Source organism: Corallococcus sp. AB032C (genome assembly GCF_003668935.1).
In the GTDB taxonomy this organism is placed as follows: Bacteria; Myxococcota; Myxococcia; order Myxococcales; family Myxococcaceae; genus Corallococcus; species Corallococcus exiguus.
The window spans coordinates 61,815-80,761 of sequence record NZ_RAWP01000017.1 but is presented as its reverse complement, the minus strand read 5'-3'; the positions used below and the strand labels follow the sequence as shown (position 1 = coordinate 80,761).

Annotated in this window: 19 protein-coding genes; 3 read left to right on the top strand and 16 right to left on the bottom strand. The window is 70.2% G+C overall.

Annotated elements, in window-relative coordinates; genetic code table 11:
• Positions 1-14: 14 nt before the first annotated feature.
• The 3 genes from D7X99_RS10410 to D7X99_RS10400 all read left to right on the top strand — a co-directional run bounded on the left by D7X99_RS10410 (position 15) and on the right by D7X99_RS10400 (position 4,028).
• Positions 15-644 carry a GNAT family N-acetyltransferase gene (locus D7X99_RS10410; protein ID WP_121777628.1) on the top strand — a complete coding sequence of 210 codons (630 nt, stop codon included), beginning with the start codon at positions 15-17 and terminating at the stop codon, positions 642-644.
• A gap of 165 nt (positions 645-809) precedes the next feature.
• Entirely contained in the window at positions 810-2,330 is a 1,521-nt protein-coding gene (locus tag D7X99_RS10405) for a CocE/NonD family hydrolase (protein ID WP_233613266.1), read from the top strand.
• Between the two features lie 90 nt (positions 2,331-2,420).
• Entirely contained in the window at positions 2,421-4,028 is a 1,608-nt protein-coding gene (locus tag D7X99_RS10400) for a hypothetical protein (RefSeq protein WP_121777626.1), read from the top strand.
• Positions 4,029-4,057: 29 nt separating this feature from the next.
• On the opposite strand, the gene D7X99_RS10395 is transcribed toward D7X99_RS10400, so the two are convergent.
• From D7X99_RS10395 to D7X99_RS10320, 16 genes are read right to left on the bottom strand one after another with little or no spacing between them, the layout of a single operon-like run.
• Positions 4,058-4,489, bottom strand: coding sequence for an excinuclease ATPase subunit (locus D7X99_RS10395; RefSeq protein ID WP_120575953.1), 432 nt, complete (start codon positions 4,487-4,489; stop codon positions 4,058-4,060).
• A gap of 17 nt (positions 4,490-4,506) precedes the next feature.
• Entirely contained in the window at positions 4,507-5,745 is a 1,239-nt protein-coding gene (locus tag D7X99_RS10390; RefSeq protein ID WP_121777625.1) for a beta-ketoacyl-ACP synthase, read from the bottom strand.
• On the bottom strand, positions 5,742-6,473 hold the full coding sequence (fabG, locus tag D7X99_RS10385) for a 3-oxoacyl-ACP reductase FabG (protein WP_121777624.1): 732 nt from the start codon (positions 6,471-6,473) through the stop codon (positions 5,742-5,744). Before fabG ends, D7X99_RS10390 begins: the two co-directional genes overlap by 4 nt.
• Positions 6,466-6,933 carry a hotdog family protein gene (locus D7X99_RS10380; protein ID WP_121777623.1) on the bottom strand — a complete coding sequence of 156 codons (468 nt, stop codon included), beginning with the start codon at positions 6,931-6,933 and terminating at the stop codon, positions 6,466-6,468. The genes fabG and D7X99_RS10380 overlap by 8 nt, the downstream gene beginning before the upstream one ends.
• Positions 6,930-8,111, bottom strand: a complete 1,182-nt coding sequence (locus tag D7X99_RS10375; protein ID WP_121777622.1) for a beta-ketoacyl-ACP synthase — start codon at positions 8,109-8,111, stop codon at positions 6,930-6,932. The genes D7X99_RS10380 and D7X99_RS10375 overlap by 4 nt, the downstream gene beginning before the upstream one ends.
• Positions 8,112-8,117: 6 nt before the next feature.
• Positions 8,118-8,687, bottom strand: a complete 570-nt coding sequence (locus tag D7X99_RS10370) for a DUF3261 domain-containing protein (RefSeq protein WP_121777621.1) — start codon at positions 8,685-8,687, stop codon at positions 8,118-8,120.
• Positions 8,675-9,904, bottom strand: a complete 1,230-nt coding sequence (locus D7X99_RS10365) for an NAD(P)/FAD-dependent oxidoreductase (protein WP_121777620.1) — start codon at positions 9,902-9,904, stop codon at positions 8,675-8,677. Before D7X99_RS10365 ends, D7X99_RS10370 begins: the two co-directional genes overlap by 13 nt.
• The gene (locus D7X99_RS10360; RefSeq protein ID WP_121777619.1) at positions 9,901-12,198 is read right to left on the bottom strand and encodes an MMPL family transporter; all 2,298 of its coding nucleotides are present in this window, start codon (positions 12,196-12,198) and stop codon (positions 9,901-9,903) included. The genes D7X99_RS10365 and D7X99_RS10360 overlap by 4 nt, the downstream gene beginning before the upstream one ends.
• Entirely contained in the window at positions 12,188-12,796 is a 609-nt protein-coding gene (locus D7X99_RS10355) for an outer membrane lipoprotein carrier protein LolA (RefSeq protein WP_121777618.1), read from the bottom strand. Before D7X99_RS10355 ends, D7X99_RS10360 begins: the two co-directional genes overlap by 11 nt.
• Complete coding sequence (locus D7X99_RS10350; RefSeq protein ID WP_121777617.1) at positions 12,793-13,212, bottom strand: thioesterase family protein; 420 nt, start codon at positions 13,210-13,212, stop codon at positions 12,793-12,795. The genes D7X99_RS10355 and D7X99_RS10350 overlap by 4 nt, the downstream gene beginning before the upstream one ends.
• Positions 13,202-14,761, bottom strand: a complete 1,560-nt coding sequence (gene hutH, locus D7X99_RS10345; RefSeq protein WP_121777616.1) for a histidine ammonia-lyase — start codon at positions 14,759-14,761, stop codon at positions 13,202-13,204. Before hutH ends, D7X99_RS10350 begins: the two co-directional genes overlap by 11 nt.
• Positions 14,733-15,680: an acyltransferase gene (locus D7X99_RS10340; protein ID WP_121777615.1), complete on the bottom strand. Its 948-nt coding sequence runs from the start codon at positions 15,678-15,680 to the stop codon at positions 14,733-14,735. The genes hutH and D7X99_RS10340 overlap by 29 nt, the downstream gene beginning before the upstream one ends.
• Positions 15,677-16,414, bottom strand: coding sequence for a glycosyltransferase family 2 protein (locus tag D7X99_RS10335; protein ID WP_121777614.1), 738 nt, complete (start codon positions 16,412-16,414; stop codon positions 15,677-15,679). Before D7X99_RS10335 ends, D7X99_RS10340 begins: the two co-directional genes overlap by 4 nt.
• Positions 16,411-18,120, bottom strand: a complete 1,710-nt coding sequence (locus D7X99_RS10330; protein ID WP_121777613.1) for an AMP-binding protein — start codon at positions 18,118-18,120, stop codon at positions 16,411-16,413. The genes D7X99_RS10335 and D7X99_RS10330 overlap by 4 nt, the downstream gene beginning before the upstream one ends.
• Positions 18,113-18,664 carry a hypothetical protein gene (locus D7X99_RS10325; protein ID WP_121777612.1) on the bottom strand — a complete coding sequence of 184 codons (552 nt, stop codon included), beginning with the start codon at positions 18,662-18,664 and terminating at the stop codon, positions 18,113-18,115. The genes D7X99_RS10330 and D7X99_RS10325 overlap by 8 nt, the downstream gene beginning before the upstream one ends.
• Entirely contained in the window at positions 18,661-18,921 is a 261-nt protein-coding gene (locus D7X99_RS10320) for an acyl carrier protein (protein WP_120563604.1), read from the bottom strand. Before D7X99_RS10320 ends, D7X99_RS10325 begins: the two co-directional genes overlap by 4 nt.
• Positions 18,922-18,947: the final 26 nt, after the last annotated feature.

Here is an 18,947-nt window from a genome sequence, read left to right as displayed (position 1 = left end):
GACTTGAGGGCGTCATGAATCCCTCTGCAGTTCGTCCCGCATACACAGTCCAGACCGCGCGCAGCGTGCTCCGTTGTTGGTCACCGGCCGATGCGCCGCTGGCACTGCGAGCCATCGAAGCCAGCTTGGAACAGCTGCGTCCCTGGATGGAGTGGGCGAAGCGTTATCCCATGAGCGTCGCGCAGCAGGCCGGTCAGCTTCGCCGCATGCGCGGGCTCTTCGACCTGGGACAGGACTTCGCCTACGGCGTGCTCAGCCGCGACGGCTCCGAGGTTCTCGGCGGCATGGGCCTGCATCCCCGGGTGGGGGAGGGGGCCCTGGAGATCGGCTACTGGATTTCAGCCAGTCACACGGGCCAGGGGCTCGCGACGGAAATCGCAGGGGCGCTCACCCGCGTCGCCTTCGAAGTGGAGGGCGTGCGTCGGGTGGAGATCCATTGCGACCCCCGCAACGTCCGCAGCGCGGCGGTCGCCAGGAGGCTGGGGTTCGTCCACGAAGGCACATTGAGACAGCGGCTCGTCGCACCTGATGGAGCGCTCCGGGACACGATGATCTGGACCCTGCTCGTGGAGGAGTACCCCGCCAGCCCCGCCGCCGCGACCGTCATCGAGGCCTTCGACGTGCTGGGACAGAAGCTGCTCTGAGATAACAAACATCGCGTTTGGTTTGGAATCCTGTTTATTCTCGCCTGCGTGTTGACTCGGGAATCAACGGGTCTCAATATGGCCGCGCTTCACTCCCCAGCCGCCCCCTGAGGTGTCTCAATGACTTTGAAACTCCCTGCGTGGTGCAAGCGTTTGCCAGTGGTCATGTTGTTCCTGTTGCTGCCGCTCACGGGCCTGGCCCTGCCGACCACCGGCTTCCGGTTCGTCGACATCCCCGGCAGCGACGGCACCGTCCTGAAGGCCAACTACATCGCGCCCACGACACCGGGGCCGCATCCGGCCGTGGTCTTCATCTCGAGCTGGGGACTCAACGACCTGGAGTACCTGGCCCAGGCCAACGCGATGGCGCAGAAGGGCTACGTGGCGTTGTCCTATACGCCGCGCGGCTTCTGGGCCTCCGGCGGTGGCATTGATACCGCTGGACCGGCGGACATCGCGGACACGTCGCGAGTCATTGATTGGATGCTCGCCAACACGACCGCGAATCCCTCTCGCATCGGGCTCGCGGGTGTTTCGTATGGCGCGGGCATCTCGCTCATCGCCTCCGGCTTCGACTCGCGCGTGAAGGCGGTGGCGGCGCTCTCCGGCTGGTCGGACCTGGTGGCGTCGCTGTTCGGCGGCGAGACGCGGCGTCCGCAGGCGGTGGCGCTGCTGAACCTCGCCGCGACGCTGCTGGGCCGGCCTGGCCCCGAGCTGAGCACCACCATCAACGACTACTTCGCCAACCGGAACATCGAGTCCATCAAGGCCTGGGGCCGCGTGCGCTCGGCGGCCACGTACATCAGTCAGATCAACGCCAACAAGCCCGCCATCCTGATGGCCAATGCGTACGGCGACAGCCTCTTCCCGCCCAACCAGCTCGTGTCGTTCTACGGCCAGCTCTCGGGCCCCAAGCGGTTGGAGTTCGCGCCGGGCGACCACGCCGTCGTGGAGGCCACGGGCCTGTTGGGCCTGCCCAACGGTGTCTGGACCAGCGTGACGCGCTGGATGGACCAGTACGTCGCGGGCGTGGACACCGGCATCTCCCGTGAGGCGCCCGTCGTGCTGCGCACCTACGACGGCGACACGGAGGGCTATGCGTCCTGGGCCCAGGTCTCCAAGGGCACGCAGCGCTTCGGCCTGGGCGCCATCCGCGTCCTGGATGGCACCGGCACGCTGGGCGGCACGCCGTCGTCGAGCGGCTCGCGGACCGTCTGGTCCGGCTTCGACACGAACGCCGACGCGGGCGTGGCGCTGCTGACCAACGGGCTCCAGGCGCTGACCGGCATTCCGCCCGTGGTCTGGCTGCCGGGCGTCAACCGCCTCAACGCTGGAGTCTGGACGTCGTCCCTCACCACGAGCGGCGTCGCCATCCGGGGCACGGCCAGCCTGCGCCTGCGCGTCACACCCTCCACCACGTCGGGCACGGTCGTCGCCTACCTGTACGACCTCCTGGGCGACTTCGGCGGGCTCATCACCCACGTGCCCCTCTCGTGGAAGAACGCGACGCCGGGCGTGCCGCTCGACCTGGACCTGACGTTCCCCGCCACCGCGTACGACGTCCCCGTGCTGCACCGGCTGGCGCTCGTCGTGGACACGAAGGATCCGCTCTACCTGGACGCCAACACCACCGGCGCGACGCTGTCGCTCGGCGGGCCGTCCTGGTTGGACCTGCCGACGCGCTGACCACCGCGTGACGGGGATGGAGGGCGCGCTTGCTGGACGCCCTCCGTCATTCCAGCGGGCGTGTCCGGTGTGTTAACGCTCCCGGCGCCCATGGGAACCGCCGTCACGGAACGCACCCGCGTCGCCCTGCTCGTCCTCGCTGGCGGCGTGCTGGCCCTGTTGCTGTCGCATCATCCCGCCATCCTGTCCGGGCTGCGCCTGGTGCAGGGGGACGAGGGCGACGTGCGCTTCAACCACTACGTCCTGGAGCACGGCTGGCGCTTCGTGACCGGCGACCCGGCGCACGCGCGCTTCTGGGATCCGCCGATGTTCTACCCGGAGCTCAACGTCGCCGCGTACTCCGACGTGCTCCTGGGCGTGGCGCCGTTCTACTGGCTGTGGCGCGCGCTGGGCCTTGGCGCGGACCTGTCATGGCAGGCGTGGTCGCTCACCATGGCGGCGCTCAACTACGCCGCGGCGGTGTGGCTGCTGCGGCGAGGCTTTGGCCTGCGCGTCCTTCCCGCCGTGGTGGGCGCGGTGCTCTTCACGGCCGGCGCGCCGCGCATCAACCAACTCAACCACCCGCAGCTGGAAGGACAGTTCTTCGCGCTCCTCGCCGTGGGCGCGGTCATCGCGCTGACGCGGCCGGAGACGGACCGGCGGCGTGGGATTGCCTGGTCCGCGCTGCTGGTGGGCGCGTTCGTGGCCCAGCTCTACGCGGGCTTCTACTGGGGCTGGTTCCTCTTCTTCTTCCTGCTGCTGGCGTTCATCGCCGGGCTCGTCTTCCGGGACACGCGCGGTCCGCTGCTGACGGCGCTGCGCCGCCATCTCCCGGCGCTCGCGGGCTTCGGTGTCGTGGGGTTGGCGCTGCTCGTGCCGCTCGTCCTGCACTCACGTCAGGCCATTGGCACGGTGGGGCTGCGCACCTTCGCGGAAGTCTCGCCCATGGTGCCGCGCTTCTGGAGCTGGTTCTTCGTGGGCCAGGACAGCTGGCTGTACGGGTGGACGAACGGCTTCTCCAAGTTCCAGCGCATGCCCGTGGCGTGGGAGCACCGCCTGGGCTTCGGCTTCGTCACCCCGGTGCTCGCGGGCATCGGCCTGTGGCAGGCGCGCTCACGGCCCGCGGTGCGACTGCTGCTCGTCGTGGCGGTGGCCACCGTGGTGCTCGCGTCGCGCTACACGGGCGGCTACACGCCCTGGTGGCTCGTCTTTCACGGCGTGCCCGGCGCGGCGGCCATCCGGGCCCTGGCCCGCATCGGCATGTGGCTGCTGGTGCCCGCGGCCGTGGGGCTGGCCCTGTACCTCCAGCGGCAGTGGGACTCCGGACGCGCGGCGCTGGCGGTGGGCCTGGGCGCGCTGTGCCTCCTGGAGCAGGGGCTCGCCAGTCCCGCTTATGACCGGCACGAAGCGCGCGCGGATGTGGAGTCGGTGGCCGCGCGCATCGCACCGGGCTGCGCGACCTTCTTCTACGCGCCGACGTCCGGCGAGGCCCAGGAGTGGAAGTACCAGCTGGACGCCGTGTGGGCGTCCGGCGAGCACGGCGTGCCCACGGTGAACGGCTACTCGGGCAACTACCCGCAGGGGTGGAAGCTCCAGGACAACCGTCGCTTCAACGCGGAGGCCTCGGCGCGCATCGACCGCGACCTGGAGGACTGGATGCTCTCGCGGAACCTGGCGCCCGGGAGCGTCTGCCGCATCGAGGTGCCCGCGCGGCGGTAGGACCCACCGCGCGGAAGCCGCCTCCGGGACTACTTCGCGATGGTGGCGTAGTCGCCCTTGAGCGCGACGCCGGTGACGAAGCTGCCGGCGTGGCACTCGATTTCGGTGGCGCTCTTGAACTCCACCTTCTTGTAGTAGCTGACGACGTTGACCACCGCGTTGGCGCCGTTCTTCTTCGCGCCCTCCTGCAGGGCGATGATGGCGGAGAGGGCGGCCCACTTGCAGGCGTAGTCGTCCGACTTGCCCACGCCGTTGGTCTTCTTGTTCGAGGTGTCGCTGCCCAGCGTCTTGAGCACGTTGGGCGTCTTCGCGCCCGCCATGAAGAACTTCACCGAGCCGTCCAGCTTCTGCTTGGCCTCGGGCAGGGCCATCACGTCCGCCAGCTTCACCTTCGTCACGGTGTCGCGCGCCAGGGCGGGGCTCGCGGCGGTCAGGGCCAGCAACAGGAGGGCTTTCTTCATGGCGGTGTCTCCAGGCATCAAGGCCAGCGGCGGAAGATCAACGACGTGTTGATGCCACCGAAGGCGAAGTTGTTGCTCATCACCAGGTCCGTCTGCAACGCACGTCCCTCACCCACGACATAGTCCAGGGGCGCGCACTTCGGATCCACGGAGTCCGCGGTCAGGTGCAGCGTGGGCGCGAACCAGTCCGAGCGCATCATCTGGATGGTCATCCACGCCTCCAGCGCGCCGCAGGCCCCCAGCGTGTGGCCCATGTAGCTCTTGAGGCTGGAGATGGCGACCTTCTCCCCGAAGACCCTCTTCGTCGCCGCGCTCTCCGCCACGTCACCCGTGTCCGTCGCCGTGCCGTGCGCGTTGACGTAGGGGATGGCGGAAGCAGGCACGCCCGCGTCCTCCAGCGCCAGCCGCATGGCCTCCGCCATGGTGTCCGCGTTGGGCTGCGTCACGTGGCGGCCGTCGCTGTTGGTGCCGTACCCCAACAGCTCCGCGTGGATGGTGGCGCCGCGAGCCTTCGCGTGCTCCAGCTCCTCCAGCACCAGCGTGCACGCGCCCTCGCCCAGCACCAGTCCGTCGCGCTCGGCGTGGAAGGGGCGGGGGGACTGGTGCGGCGCTTCGTTGTGCTTGGTGCTGGTGGCGAAGAGGGTGTCGAACACCGCCGCGCCCGTGGCGTCCAGTTCCTCCGCGCCGCCCGCGAGCATCGCCACCTGGCGGCCCAGCTTGATGGCTTCGTACGCGTAGCCGATGCCCTGGCTGCCGGACGTGCACGCGCTGGACGTGGTGATGATGCGCCCGGTGACGCCGAAGAAGACGCCGATGTTCACCGCCGCCGTATGGGACATCATCCGCAGGTACGTCGTCGCGGTGATGCCCTCCGTCGTCTTGTGGGTGATCATCTTCCCGAAGTCGCCCATGTTCTCCGGCGTCCCCGCGGAGGAGCCATAGGCGATGCCCATCTTCCCGCTCTTCACCAGGGGGCTGCCCAACAGGCCCGCGTCCTGGAGCGCCAACTCGCTGGCCCGCGTCGCCATCAGCGCCACGCGGCCCATGGTGCGCGTCGTCTTTCGCGTGTACGCGGACGGCGGCAGCTCGAAGGGCAGGGCGGGAGCGCCCAGCCGCGTGTTGAGGCCCTCGTAGGCCTTCCAGGGCTCCATCACCTGGACTGCGTTCTGGCGCGCGCGCAGCCGCGCCTCGACCGTCTTCCAGTCATGGCCCAGGGGGCTCAGCGCACCGACTCCGGTGACGACTACGCGCTTCATCCGATCATCCCCCCGTTCACCGAAATCACCTGCCGCGTGATGTAGGCCGCATCTTCCGACATGAGGAAGGCCACCGCGGCGGCGACCTCCTCGGGCTTGCCCATCCGGCGGGCGGGAATGATTTTGAGCGCCTCCTCCAGGACCTCTGGAGGCACCATCTCCGTGTCGATGAGGCCCGGCGCCACGCAGTTGACGGTGATGTCGCGCTTGGCCAGCTCCACCGCCAGCGCCTTCGTCGCGCCGATGATGCCCGCCTTGGCGGCGCTGTAGTTCACCTGACCCCGGTTGCCCATGAGCCCGGACACGGACGACAGCGTGACGATGCGGCCCGGCTTCTTGCGGCGCACCAGCGGCATCGTGAGCGGGTTGAGCACGTTGTAGAACGCGTCCAGGTTGGTGTGGATGACGCCGTCCCACTCTTCCGCCGTCATCGCGGGGAAGGCGTTGTCGCGAGCGATGCCCGCGTTGCACACCACGCCGTAGTAGCAGCCGTGGGCCTCGACATCCTGGAGCAGCGCGGCCTGCGTGGCGGCGCGGTCCGCCACGTCGAACTGGAGCACGCGCGACTCGCGACCGGCTTCACGAATCTGGGCGGCCACCGCGTCCGCCTCCTCGCGCTTGCTGCGGCAGTGCACCACGACGTCGTAGCCGTCGCGGGCCAGGCGCAGCGCGATGGCGCGGCCGATGCCCCGGCTGGAGCCCGTCACCAGCACCGTCTTGTCACCCATCTGTGTTGCCCCTTCCCAGGTCCTGCCCCGGTTGCGGCTCGTAGACCGTCAGCGCCGCCGTGGCCACCTGCTCCGTCCCGATGCGCAAGGTGCAGTCGAACTGGCCCAGCCCGTTGTCCGCGGAGAATTGGCGGTGGACCTCGATGCGCAGGGTTTCGCCCAGCTTGAAGGTGGGGCGGCTACACTCGAAGCGGCGCGTGCCCAGCAGGAAGCCCACCCGGGGCGTGCCGCCGCGCTTGCGCGCATGCCACCCGGCCCACGCGGCTACGGCCTGCGCCATGTACTCGATGCCCACCCAGCCGCCCACGACGCCGTCCGCGTAGAAGAGGCTGTCCTCGCGCACGGTGACCTCCGCGAGCAGCGAGTCCGCGTCGCCTTCCAGGACGCGGTCGAGCAGCCGCATGCGCCCCTGATGGGGCACCAGCTCCTCGACGGGCTGATCAATCACGATGCGCATCATGCGCGCTCCAGCACGAGGGCCGCGTTGCTTCCCCCGAAGGCGAACGAATTGCTCAGCACGCTCTTCACCGGGCGCCCCAGCGACTCCCCCGGCTTCACCAGCGACAGCGCCGGCAGCGAGTCGTCCACGGCCCCGTCCCAGAAGTGCCCGGGCAGATGTCCCTCCGGGTTGTCCACGAGCGTGAGGAACGCGAAGGCCGCCTCCAGCGCGCCCGCGGCCCCCAGCGTGTGGCCGGTGAGCGGCTTGGTGGAACTGGCCTTCACGCCGGGCCCCAGCAGCGCGTGCACCGCGCGGGTCTCCATGGCGTCGTTCTGCGGCGTGGCGGTGCCGTGCAGGTTCACGTAGTCCACCTGCTCCGGCGAAAGTCCCGCGCGCTTCAGTGCCTGCTGGATGGCTGCCATGGCGCCCTTGCCGCCGGGCTCGGGCGCGGAGATGTGGTGCGCGTCGGAGGACTCGCCCCAGCCGGACAGGCGCACCGGCCCCGGCTCGCGCGTCATCAGGAACAGCGCCGCCGCTTCGCCGATGTTGATGCCGTGGCGGTGGGCGCTCATCGGGTTGCAGCGCTCCTCGCTCACGGAGTCCAGCGAGCGGAAGCCCGCCACGGTGAAGCCGCACAGCGAATCCACGCCGCCCGTCAGCACCGCGTCCACGGTGCCCGTGCGCAGCATCCGCGCCGCGCTGGCCAGGGCCTTGGCGCTGGAGGAGCACGCGGTGGAGATGACATACGCGGGGCCCCGGGTGCCCAGCACGTGCGAGAGCGCCAACGCCGGGGAGCCCAGTTCCTGCTGCTGCAGATGGAAGCGGGGCGGCAGCTCCCCCGTGGCCAGGTGGCCGGCGATGGCCGACTCGCTTTCCCCGATGCCGGAGGTGCTGGTGCCCATCACCACCGCCACGCGCGAGGGACCGAAGCGGGCCACGGCCGCGTCAATCTCGGCGCGCACCTGCTCCAATGCCGTGAGCAGGAGCGCGTTGTTGCGGCTGTGCTGCGAAGGGGGCAGGGCGTCCTGCGCCGCGAGCGGTGCGGTGACGACGCCCAGGTGCAACGGACGGTCCGCGTACCCGGCATGCGAAGCGACGCCGGAGACGGTGTCCGCGAACAGCGCCCGGGCCACCTCCTGCTTCCCGGAGCCCAATGCGCAGACGAGGCCCAGCTGGTTGAGGAAGACAGGAGGAGGCATGGGGTGTCACTCGTCCGCGACGTGCGATTCGATGGTGAGCTGGTAGTGCTCGGAGTGATTGGTGAGCTGCGTGCGCCCTTCCCAGCGCGGGGTGCCATCGTAGCGCACCGACACCCATTCCCTGCCGTTCTTCGACAGGGTCCGCTGTCCCGGTCCGTCCTCCAGCGTCCACCCAGCGGGCAGGGCGGCGCGCACGGCGTCGGCCGGCCAGTAGACGAGCTGCACGTCCCGGATGACGAGCGCGGAGTTGAACTGGGCGGGCAGGCGAGGGTCCCGCTCCTCGACCAGGTGGCTGCCGTCCCAGCGCAGGGTGAGGATGCGGTGTCCCATGGCCAGCCCGGCCAGCTGCACCTGAGCCGGATCCACCTCCAGGAGGGCCTCCAGGGAGCGGGGGCCTCCGGGGTCCTGCTCGTGCGCGAAGACCAGCTGCTGCGCCAGGCTCACGGACGCCCCGAGAGCGGCGGGAGCCAGGCGCAGCTCCGGCAACGGCTCGCCAGGAGCGGCGGGCCGGGGCCGGGGCGAGGTGGTGCAGGCCACCATCCCCGCGACGAGCAGGGCGGCGACTACGCCGCGCACAGCGCCTCGAGGACGGTCAGGCGCCGCTTGCTCTCCGCCACGTAGGGGTTGTTCTTGTCCCACGCGTAGCCCGCGAGGATGGCGGAGATCATCTTGCGCACGTCCTCGGACGGGTTCGGATGGAAGATGATGTTCTGGAAGCCGCCCTCGTACCAGGACTCCACGAAGGTGCGGAAGGTGTCCACGCCCGCCTTGAGCGGCTTCGCGTAGTCGTTCTCCCAGTCCACCTTCTCCCCCGCGAACTCCCGGGCGATACAGGCGGAGGCGAGGCTCGCGGACTTGAAGGCGATGGTGACGCCCGAGGAGAACACGGGGTCCAGGAACTCGCCCGCGTTGCCCAGCAGCGCGAAGCCCGGGCCCCACAGCGACTTCACGTTGGCCGCGTAGCCGGTGAGCTTGCGCGCGGGCGTGTCCCAGACGGCGTTCTTCAGGAGGTTCTGCAGCGACGGCGCCTCCTTCACGATGGCCTGGAGCCGCTCCGTGTCCGTGCCGGTGTACTGGTCCAGGAACTCCTTCTTCGCGACCACGCCCAGCGAACAGCGGCCGTCGGAGAAGGGGATGGTCCAGTACCAGACGTGCACGTGCTCCGGGTGCGTCGTGACGCGGATCTTGTTCCGGTCGAAGGTGCCGAGCGGAACGTTGTCCACCACGTGCGTGAAGATGGCGCCGCGCACGGGGAAGTTGGACGGGGTCTCCAGGTTCAACAGGCGTGGCAGCACGCGGCCGAAGCCGCTCGCGTCCAGGAGGAAGCGCGCCTTCACCTGGTACGTCTCGCCTTCAGGGGAGCGCGCCGTCACCACCGGCTGCCCGCTGGAGAAGTCCACGGTCAGCACCTCGTGGCGGAAGCGCACGGTGGCGCCCTTCTTCTCCGCGGCCTGGGCAAGAATCTGGTCGAAGCGGGCGCGCTGCACCTGGTAGGTGGTGGCCCAGCCGGGGCTGAACTTCTCGCGGAAGTCGAAGTCCGTGTACTTGCCGGCGCGCTCGAAGGCGGCGCCGTTCTTGTACTGGAAGCCCGCCTCCACCACGTCCTGGAGGAAGCCGGCTTCCTGGATGTACTCCATGCTCTGCGGCAGCAGGCTCTCGCCAATGGAGAAGCGGGGGAACTGCTCGCGCTCCAGCACGAGGACATCACGGCCCTGCTTGCGAAGGAGGCCCGCCGCGACGGAGCCCGCGGGGCCCGCGCCAATGATGAGGATGTCCGCTGTTTCAGTTTTCAATGTGTGGCTTTCCCGGATGGAAGTCGGAAACAAGGAGTGAGGATCCAGATGGTGACCTCGCCGAGCAGCATGGCGAGGCCGAAGGAGCGCAGCGCGGGCGTGGCGGAGAGCCCCAGGAGCCCGAAGGACAGGAGCGTGCTCACGCCGGCCAGCGCCACCGCGAGCCACGCGGAGCCGTCACCGGGGTGCTCCAGAAGGAAGATGCCGTAGTCCACGCCCATGCCCAGCAGCAGCACCAGCCCGAGCACGGTGAAGAGCTGCAGCGGCGCGCCCACCCACCCGAAGATGGCGAGCGTCAGCAGCGTGCCCAGCACGGAGGGGACCCACGCGCGCCACGCCTGGCGGCCGAAGCGCGCCACCAGCGTGAGCAGCACCGCGATGTAGCCCGCGACGATGAGCCCACCCATGATGCGGCGGTAGCGGCTGAGCAGGCCTGAAATCTCCGCCGTCTTGTCCACCCAGCGGACGCCCTCCAGGCCCCGTGCCACCTCTTCCAGGCGGGGCAGCACCTTGGGGTCGTGGAGGCCGCGCAGCATGAGGACGCTGTATTGCGCCTTGCCCAGCGTCCCCAGCCACTGCTGCCGGATGACGTTGGCGGCGGGCCCGGCGAGGAAGTGCTTGGGCGTGAGCGGTTCCTGGGAGAACGCGGCGCGCGTGGGGGCTTCACCCGTGGAGGCGGCGACGGCGGCGACGGCCAGGCCTTCCGCGCGGGCGCTCAGGGCCGCGTCCTCGTGCTGCTGCGCTTCGGACGGGAGCCAGTCGGACACGGCGCGATAGCCCGCGAACACCTTGTCCACGACCAGCGCGTCCAGCTTCGTCTTCAGCACGGCCTCGCGCGCGAGCACCTGTTCGTCGCTGTCGCCCTGCACCAGGAAGAACTGCGCCGGGCTGGGCAGCCCCAACAGGCGTCCCAACTCACGCTGATCCGCGATGAGGTTCGCGGGCGCGCCCTGCAACTGGCGCAGGTCGTCCCGGGGCTCCAGCTTCCAGATGCCCACGGCCACGAGCACCGTGACGATCGCGCCGGACAGCCACCACGCCGGGGTGGACGCGATGCGCGGCCAGCGGGTGATGGACGCGGAGAAGCGCTCCGAGAAGGAGGTGATGGGCAGGGCGCCCGTGTCCAGCGAGGGGAACCAGAACACCACGGTGAGGAACGCGCCGGTGAGGCCGGCGGCGGAGAACACCGCCATCTGCCGCAGGCCCGGGAAGGGCGCCACGCCCAGCGCCAGGTACGCCACCACGCTGGTGACGAGCGCGAGCACCATGCCGGGCAGGAGCGCGCGCATCACCGGACCGCGCTCCGAAGGGGCCTTGCCCTGACGCGCGGCGAAGTAGTGGAAGCCGTAGTCCTCCGCCACGCCCACCAGGCTGGAGCCGAAGACGAGCGTGAGCAGGTGCACCCGGTCGAACACCAGCGCGGTGACGGTGAGTGCCACCGCGCAGCCCAGCGTGAGTGACACGCCCACGAGGAGGATGGGCCGAAGCGAGCGGAAGGTGAGCCATACCAGGATGAGCACCGCCGCCAGCGACCCGAAGCCGATGGTGGACATCTCCCAGCTCGCCTGCGCGGCGGCGGCCTCCGCGTACAGCGGCACGCCCGCGGCCACCAGCCGTCCGCCGGGCACCGTGGCTTCGACCTGTGCCCGCGCCCGTTCCACCGTGGCGGTGACGCGCGAGCCGTCTCCCAGCGCGAAGGCGGACACCTTGCTCTTCCACATGAGGAGCACCCACTCGCGCCCCTCGCCGGAGAGCCAGAGCCGTCCGTCGCGAGGCCGGGCGGACGTCTCCGCCGCGCGGGCCTGCCACCAGTCCTGCCACAGCCCCAGCGGATCCGCGTTCCAGTCCGTCAGCTGCGCGCCCGCGGGCTGATACAGCTTCATCAGCGCCGTGCCGCCCAGTTCCTCCGGCGTCGCGCGCGCCAGCCACTTGCGCTGCGCGGGCGTGAGCAACCGGTCGCGATAGGGACGGTAGAAGTCCACCGCCTGCTCCAGCGCGGAGGTGTCCACCACCGCCGGCTCCAGCAGGTCCGAGGACTCCGTGAGCACGCGCGTGGCCTCGTCCGCGGCCTTCTGCGCGGACGGCCAGTCGTTGGCGCCCACCAGCAGCACGAGCTGCCGGCCGGCTTCGTCCGCGAGCTTGCGCGTGGCGGCGTCCACCTCCGGCGCCTGCTCGTCCTCCGGCAGGAGCGCGAGCACGTCGGTGTCCAGGCTCGCGGAGCGCCAGAACTGCACCTGGTGAATGCCCACGGCGAGCACCACCAGCGCCCACAGGATGGCCAGCTTATTTGCCAAGGCGTTCCGCTTCCGTGGCGTCGGGGGGAGGCGTCTGCGCGAGCTGCTCGAACGTGATGACGCTGCTGTCGCCGCGCGTCTCGTCCAGTTGCACCTGGCGCACGTACCCGTCACCCTCCAGGTGGATGTGCTTGAAGACGCGCGCGAGCCCCGCGTCCGTGGGCGTCAATTCCAGCTTCCAGCCCTTGTCGCCGACGAGCGCGCCCTCGACCGTGAAGCGCTTCTGGAGCGCCGCGACGTCGCCCGACAGGAGCGCGAAGAGTAGCTCGTTCACCGCCGCCAGCGCGGGCTCCTTGGTGGAGTCCAGGTGATAGGCCGCGCCGCCCGTGGCCTGCTGTGCGCTCAGCGACTTGCGCGTGAGCGTCAGCGTGGAGGCGAACGGCGTGCGCGTGTTCCACAGCACGCCCTGGTCGCGGGCGAGGAGGAAGTCCCCCTTGGACACCAGCGGCTTCTTGAAGCCCGCCACGGTCTTCTTCTGCTCGAACTGGCCACGCACCAGCGGCGCGTCCACCAGACGCGCGCGCACGTCCTTCACCAGGTCCGCGGCGTGGGCGCTCACGGACAGCAGCGACAGCATCAACACGAGGAAGGGCTTCATCCCGGCCACACTCCCAACTTCTTCCAGAGGACTTCCGGGCAGACGTATTCCATCTCGCCCGTCTTCAAGGACACCGCGACCTGGAGGGTGTGGGCCTGGTTCACCTTGCGCCCGGTGTCCGCGTCTCGCAGCAGGTAGTCGAAGCGCAGCCGGTTCTCCCACTCGGTGATTTCGGCGCGCACGATGATGCGCTGCTTGTAGGAGATGGGGGAGACGTACTTGAGCTTCATCTCCACCACGGGCCAGCCGTACCCGGACTCGCGCATCTGCGGCCAGTCGTAGTCGTGCTTTCGCAGGATGACGGCGCGCGCCAGCTCCAGGTACTTCACGTAGTGGCCGTGCCAGACGATCTCCATCATGTCGAGGTCGTGGAACGCCGGGTCGATCTCCAGCTCGCAGCTCAGGTCAGGCTTCATGCAGCCTCCACTCCCGACGGCGGATGGCGGTGATCAATCCCTGCAGCTCACCGTCCAGCGCCCGGTCCTCCACCAGCAAGGGGATGCGTGCTTCCAGGTCCGCGTGCATCGCGGCCAGGGCGGGGCCGGGCTTCGCGTCCGCGTCCACCCGCTGACGCAGGGTGACGCCCTGGCGCGCCGCGATGAGCATCGCCGCGACCACCTGCTCCGTCAGCTCCAGCACGCGCAGGCAGTCGCGCGCGGCGATGGTGCCCATGCTCACCTTGTCCTGGTTGTGGCACTCGGTGGAGCGGGAGAAGACGGACGCGGGCATGGTCTGCTTCAGCGCTTCCGCGGTCCACGCGGAGACGCTGATCTGCGCCGCCTTGAGGCCGTGGTTGATGGCCGCGCGGGCGCCGGTGGACGCGGAGAGGTTCGCGGGCAGCCCGTGGTTGAAGCGCGGGTCCACCAGCAGCGCCAGCTGCCGGTCCAACAGGTCCGCCACGTTGGCCACCGCGGTCTTCAGCCCGTCCATCGCGAAGGCGATGTGGCCGCCGTAGAAGTGGCCGCCGTGCAGCACCCGCTCGCCGTCCGGGTCGATGAGCGGGTTGTCGTTGGCGCTGTTCAGCTCGTTCTCGATGAGCGTGCGGAAGTACGGCAGCGCGTCCTCCAGCACCCCGATGACGTGCGGCGCGCACCGCAGCGAGTACCGGTCCTGGAGCCGCTGCTCGTTGCGCGGTGGCCGGTCCGTGACCAGGTCCGCGCGCAGTCGGGCCGCCACGCGCTGCTGTCCCGCGTGGGGCTTCGCCGCGAAGAGCGTCTCGTCGTAGTGGTGCGCGTTGCCGGCGCTCGCCAGCACGTTGAAGGCGGTGAGCCGCGTGGCGAGCCTCGACACGTACTCCGCCCGCTCCCACGCCAGGCACGCCAGGGCCGTCATCACAGCGGTGCCGTTCATGATGGCCAGGCCTTCCTTCGGCCGCAGCTTGAGGGGCGCGATGCCCAGCTCCTTCAGCACCTGCGCCGCGGGCTTGCGCTCGCCCCGGTGCCACACGTCGCGCTCGCCGCAGAGCACCGCCGCCACGTAGGACAGGGGCGTCAGGTCGCCGGACGCGCCCACGGAGCCTTCCGCGGGAATCATGGGCAGCACGTCGTGCTGGAGCAGCAGCTCCAACTGGGTGAGCAGCGGCACGCCCACGCCGGAGAAGCCCTGCGACAGCGACGCCAGCCGAGTGGCCAGCACCGCGCGCGTCTCCTCCGGGGTGAGGAACCGGCCCGCGCCGATGCCGTGGTACGTGTAGAGGTGGTGCGGCAGCTCCGCGACGAGCGCGGGCGGGATGGACACCGTGACGGAGTCGCCGTAGCCGGTGGTGACGCCGTAGATGACGCCGTCCTCCGCCAGCAGCCGGTCCAGGAACGCGGCGCCCTTGGCGATGCGCTGGCGGAAGGCCGGGGCCGTGCCCAGCTCCGCCGGGCGCTCGCGGCGCGACAGGGCGCCCACGTCCTCGAGCGTCAGCCGTCCGCCGTCGAAGCGGACCGGGGTGTCAGAAAGTGGGGGGCTTCGCGGAGACATGCACCTGATCCCAGAAGGGAAAGAAGTTGAACCAGTCGTAGGGCGCGCGCTGGAGGAGCGCCGTCACCCGGGCTGCGTAGTGCTGCGCGCAGTCGGTGAGCGCCTGCTCGCGCTTGCCCCGAGGCAGCACGACGCGCTCGAAGAGGCGCTCGAAGTGGATGGTGTAGCCCTTGCCCTCATGGATGCAGCCCAGCAGGTAGAGCGGACACTTGAGGAGCGCCGCCAGTACGTAGGGGCCCACCGGAAATGGCGCCGGGTGGCCGAGGAAGTCGACGCGCACGGTCTGGGCGGAATTCACCGGGATGCGGTCGCCCGCGATGACCACGAACTCGCCGGCCTCCACGCGCTCGTTCAGCGCGACCGCGGTGGCCGGGCCCATGTCCGTGACTTCCATCAGCCGGAAGTCGTTCTCCGGGTTGAGCCGCTTGAGCAGGCGGTTGAACTGCTCCGCGTGCAGCGTGTGCACCAGGATGTTGAGCTTCACCTCGCCCCGGCGCTCCGCCATGGTGCGGCACAGCTCCAGGCAGCCCATGTGCGCGGTGACGATGATGCCGCCCTTGCCGGACTTCGCCGCCTCGTAGAGCTCCTCGCGGCCCTCGGTGCGCACACGCTCGAAGCGGTAGCGCCCGCTCACCGCGAGCAGCTTGTCCAGCATGGTCTCCGCGAACATCAGCACGTGACGAACGCTGTCGCGCCAGTGGGGCTCGTGCCCCAGGGCCCCGGTCGCGGTCTGCATCCGCTTCAGGTACTGGCGCGACGAGTGCTGCAGCACCGGCCGCCGGAGCCAGTTCACCAGCACCACCGGGTAGAGGCAGACGCGGAAGGGCCAACGGCCCAGCAACCGGTGGATCCAGTAGAGGATCCAGATGCCGGCCACGAAGGTGGTCTCCCCCATCTCCGCCCAGTGGCGGGACTTCATTTCGCCACCTTGTTCCAGAGGAGCACGGGCAGCCGCACCAGCATCCCGAAGAAGAGCCGGGCGTGCATGCCGGAGATGCGCACGTTGTCCCAGAGCACGTCGAAGTGGGAGATGCCGTCGGTGGGGTAGCGCACCTGGGTGGGCTGGTTGAGGATGCGCATGCCGCGCCAGAACAGGCGCACCAGCACCTCCACGTCGAAGTCCATCCGCTTGCCGATTCTCACCGAGTCGATGAGCGCCACGGTGGGCTGCAGCGGATACACGCGGAAGCCGCACATGGAATCGCGGATGGCGAACGACAGCGTGTTGATCCACACCCAGATGTGCGTGGCGTAGCGGCCGTAGAGCCGGCCCTTGGGCACGGAGTCATCATAGACGGGCGTGCCGCACACCATCATGTCCGGCTGCGCCTTCGCCAGTTCCAGGAAGCGCGGGATGTCGTTGGCGTTGTGCTGGCCGTCCGCGTCGATTTGCAGCGCGTGGCTGTAGCCCCGGGAGAGGGCCGCGCGCAGGCCCGCCATCATCGCGCCGCCCTTGCCCTCGTTCTGGGGCAGGCGGACCACCTCCACGTGCTCGCTGTCCTCGCGCGCCAGGCCGTCCAGCACCGCCGCGCAGCCGGGCTCGCTGCCGTCGTCCACCAGCACGCAGGGCAGCCCGTGACCGCGCACCGCCTTCACCACCGCGCCCACGGCCTCGCCGTGGTTGTAGACCGGAATCACCGCGCAGACCTTCATCCTGCCCCTCCCCCCAACACGATGCGGCCACTGGCGTGCGAGCCCGCGGCCGACGTCAACTTGAACCCCAGCCGCCCGGACTCCTTCGCCCAGGTGAGCTCCAGCGACAGCAGCGTGCCGGGCGAAATGACCTGCTGGAACTTCAGCGTCTCCAGCCGGAGGAAGTCCGGCGGCAGCGTGAAGTGCTCGCGGCCCAGGAGCAGGGACCACTCCACCTGCACGACGCCGGGCAGGATGGGCGAGCCCGGGAAGTGCCCTTCGAAGTAGGGCGAATTCGCGGGGACCTCCACCGCCAGCAGCACGCGCTCGTCGGAGCGCTCCAGCACACGGAACGGGGGACGCTTCGGGTCGAAGAGCGCGGTGAGCGCCGCCTCGGTGGATTTGCCCTGGGAGTTGACCGGCATGGCCTCCAGATACCGGAACCGGCGCGGCAAGGCACTGGACTCGAAATGCGGGGCCAACTTCTCGCGCAGCGCCTGGCTCAGGGACCGCCTGCCCCCCGACTCCTGGAGCCGCCAGCCTTCCGCGTCCGGCACCCCCACCACCGCCAGAATCACCCGGTGGCCCTCCGTGAGGGGCAGCACCCGGGCCTCGCGTAGCAGGCCCCCGGCCACCAGCGTCCGCTCCATGGCGGAGAGCGACACGCGCTTCTCCTCCAACTTGAGCAGCCGGTCGCGGCGCCCCAACAGCTCGAAGCCGCCGGGCACGGGCCTCGCGCGGTCCTCCGTGGTGAACCACCCGCCCGGAGGCAGGTCCAGGTGGGGGGAGCGGACAGAGAGCGCGTCTTCGTCCGCGCGCACCTCCACGCCCGGCATCGTGCGCCAGGACGCGCTGTCGTCCGTGTCGCGCCTGCGCCACGCGACGCCGCCCGTCTCCGAGCTGCCGTACACCTCCACCGGCGCCCGGCCCAAGAGGTCGCGGCAGGCATGGAGCGCTTCGGGAGTGAGCGGCCCTCCGGAGGAGAACAGCCCGCGCAGGTTCCCGCGCACGGCCGCCCAGTCCAGCGTGGCCGGCAGCCGCTTCAGGTGCGCGGGGCTCGCCACCAGCAAGGAGGGGCCAGCCTGGAGCGCGGCCAGGATGTCCTCCGGATAGGGCAGGGCATGCGCGTCGAACGGGCGGCCCGACGTCAGCGGCCACAGCACCCGGAACAGCAGGCCGTAGATGTGCTGGTGAGACACGGTGGCCAGCACCGGCACGTCCCCCACGGCCTCGTCGAACAGCCGGCCCAGCGTGGCCACCTCGCTGGACAGCTGCGACAGGCGCTTGGGGATGGCGGTGGGCTCTCCGCTGGAGCCCGACGTGTAGACGACCAGCGCGGCGAGCCCGGGCGACAATGCCTGGAACGCGGCGGCGGTCCCGTCCTCGTTCATCGCGGGCGCCAGCGGCCCCTGTCCCTGGGGGGCCCGGCCCGCGAAGCCGTCCACGTGGGCCTTCAGCGCGTCCAGCGTGGCGGGGCGCGCGTCCGCGGGCAGGTAGATGCACACCCCCGCGTGCCAGGCGCCCAGGAGCGCGGCGGCGAACTCGAAGGTGTCCTCGGTGAAGAGGGCGTAGCGCTGGCCTCCGTGCGCCGCGAAGGCCGAGCGCCAGCCGGCGACCCGGGCGCGGAGCGCACCGAAGTCCCGCACGCCGTCCTCGCTCCGGGCCACGGGGTGCCCGGCGGGACGGCCGTGGACGAGGAGGGCTTCGAGCGCGAGCGGCTCAGCCATGGGCGTGCCGTGCGCGCACCCGCTGCCGCACCACCCATTCGCCCGCGAACAGCAGGCCCATGAGGCCGTAGGCGATGAGGCCGTTGTAGAGCGCCCAGGCCGCGTCGCTCGCGAAGAGCGCCGTGGTGAGCGCGAGCGCGCCGTTGAGGACGAAGAAGCCGCACCACACCTGCGTCACCCGGCGCGTGTACGCCACGCCCGACGGTGGCAGGTCCTTCTCCCGAAGCCGCGCCAGTCGCTCAATCACGCTGGGTGGATACACCAGGCTGGTGAGGAATACGGTGAGGAGCACCGCGTTCACCAGCACCGGGTAGAGCTTCAGGGGCAGGGCGTTGTTGCCCAGCATGCTGGAGCCCGCGAGCACCAGTGCGCCCACCGCGGCCGCGAGCCACATCTTTTCCCGCGTCGCCACCGCGCGCACCACCGCCATGGCCGCCAGGGGCAGCGCCATCCAGCGGGGCTCGAAGTGGCCCAGGCCCAGATAGACGAGCGGGGGGTAGGCGAGGCTCAAGAGCCCCAACAGCACCGGACGCAGGCGTTTCACGCCGCGGCGGAGTCGCTGCCGAGCAGACCGTACAGCGCGTCCACCACGTCCTGGATGGTCCGCACGGAGCGGAAGACTTCCGGCGGAACGCGCTGGCCCGTCACCGGCTTCAGGCGCACCAGCAGGTCGATGGCGTCGATGCTGTCGATGTCGAGGTCGTCGTGCAGACGCGCCTCCGGGACGATGCGGGACGGCTCGATGTCGAAGGTTTCCTGGAGGATGGCGCTCAGGCGCTCGAACAGCTCGTGCTTGGTCATGGGGTGAGTCCTCGCTTTGGTTTTGA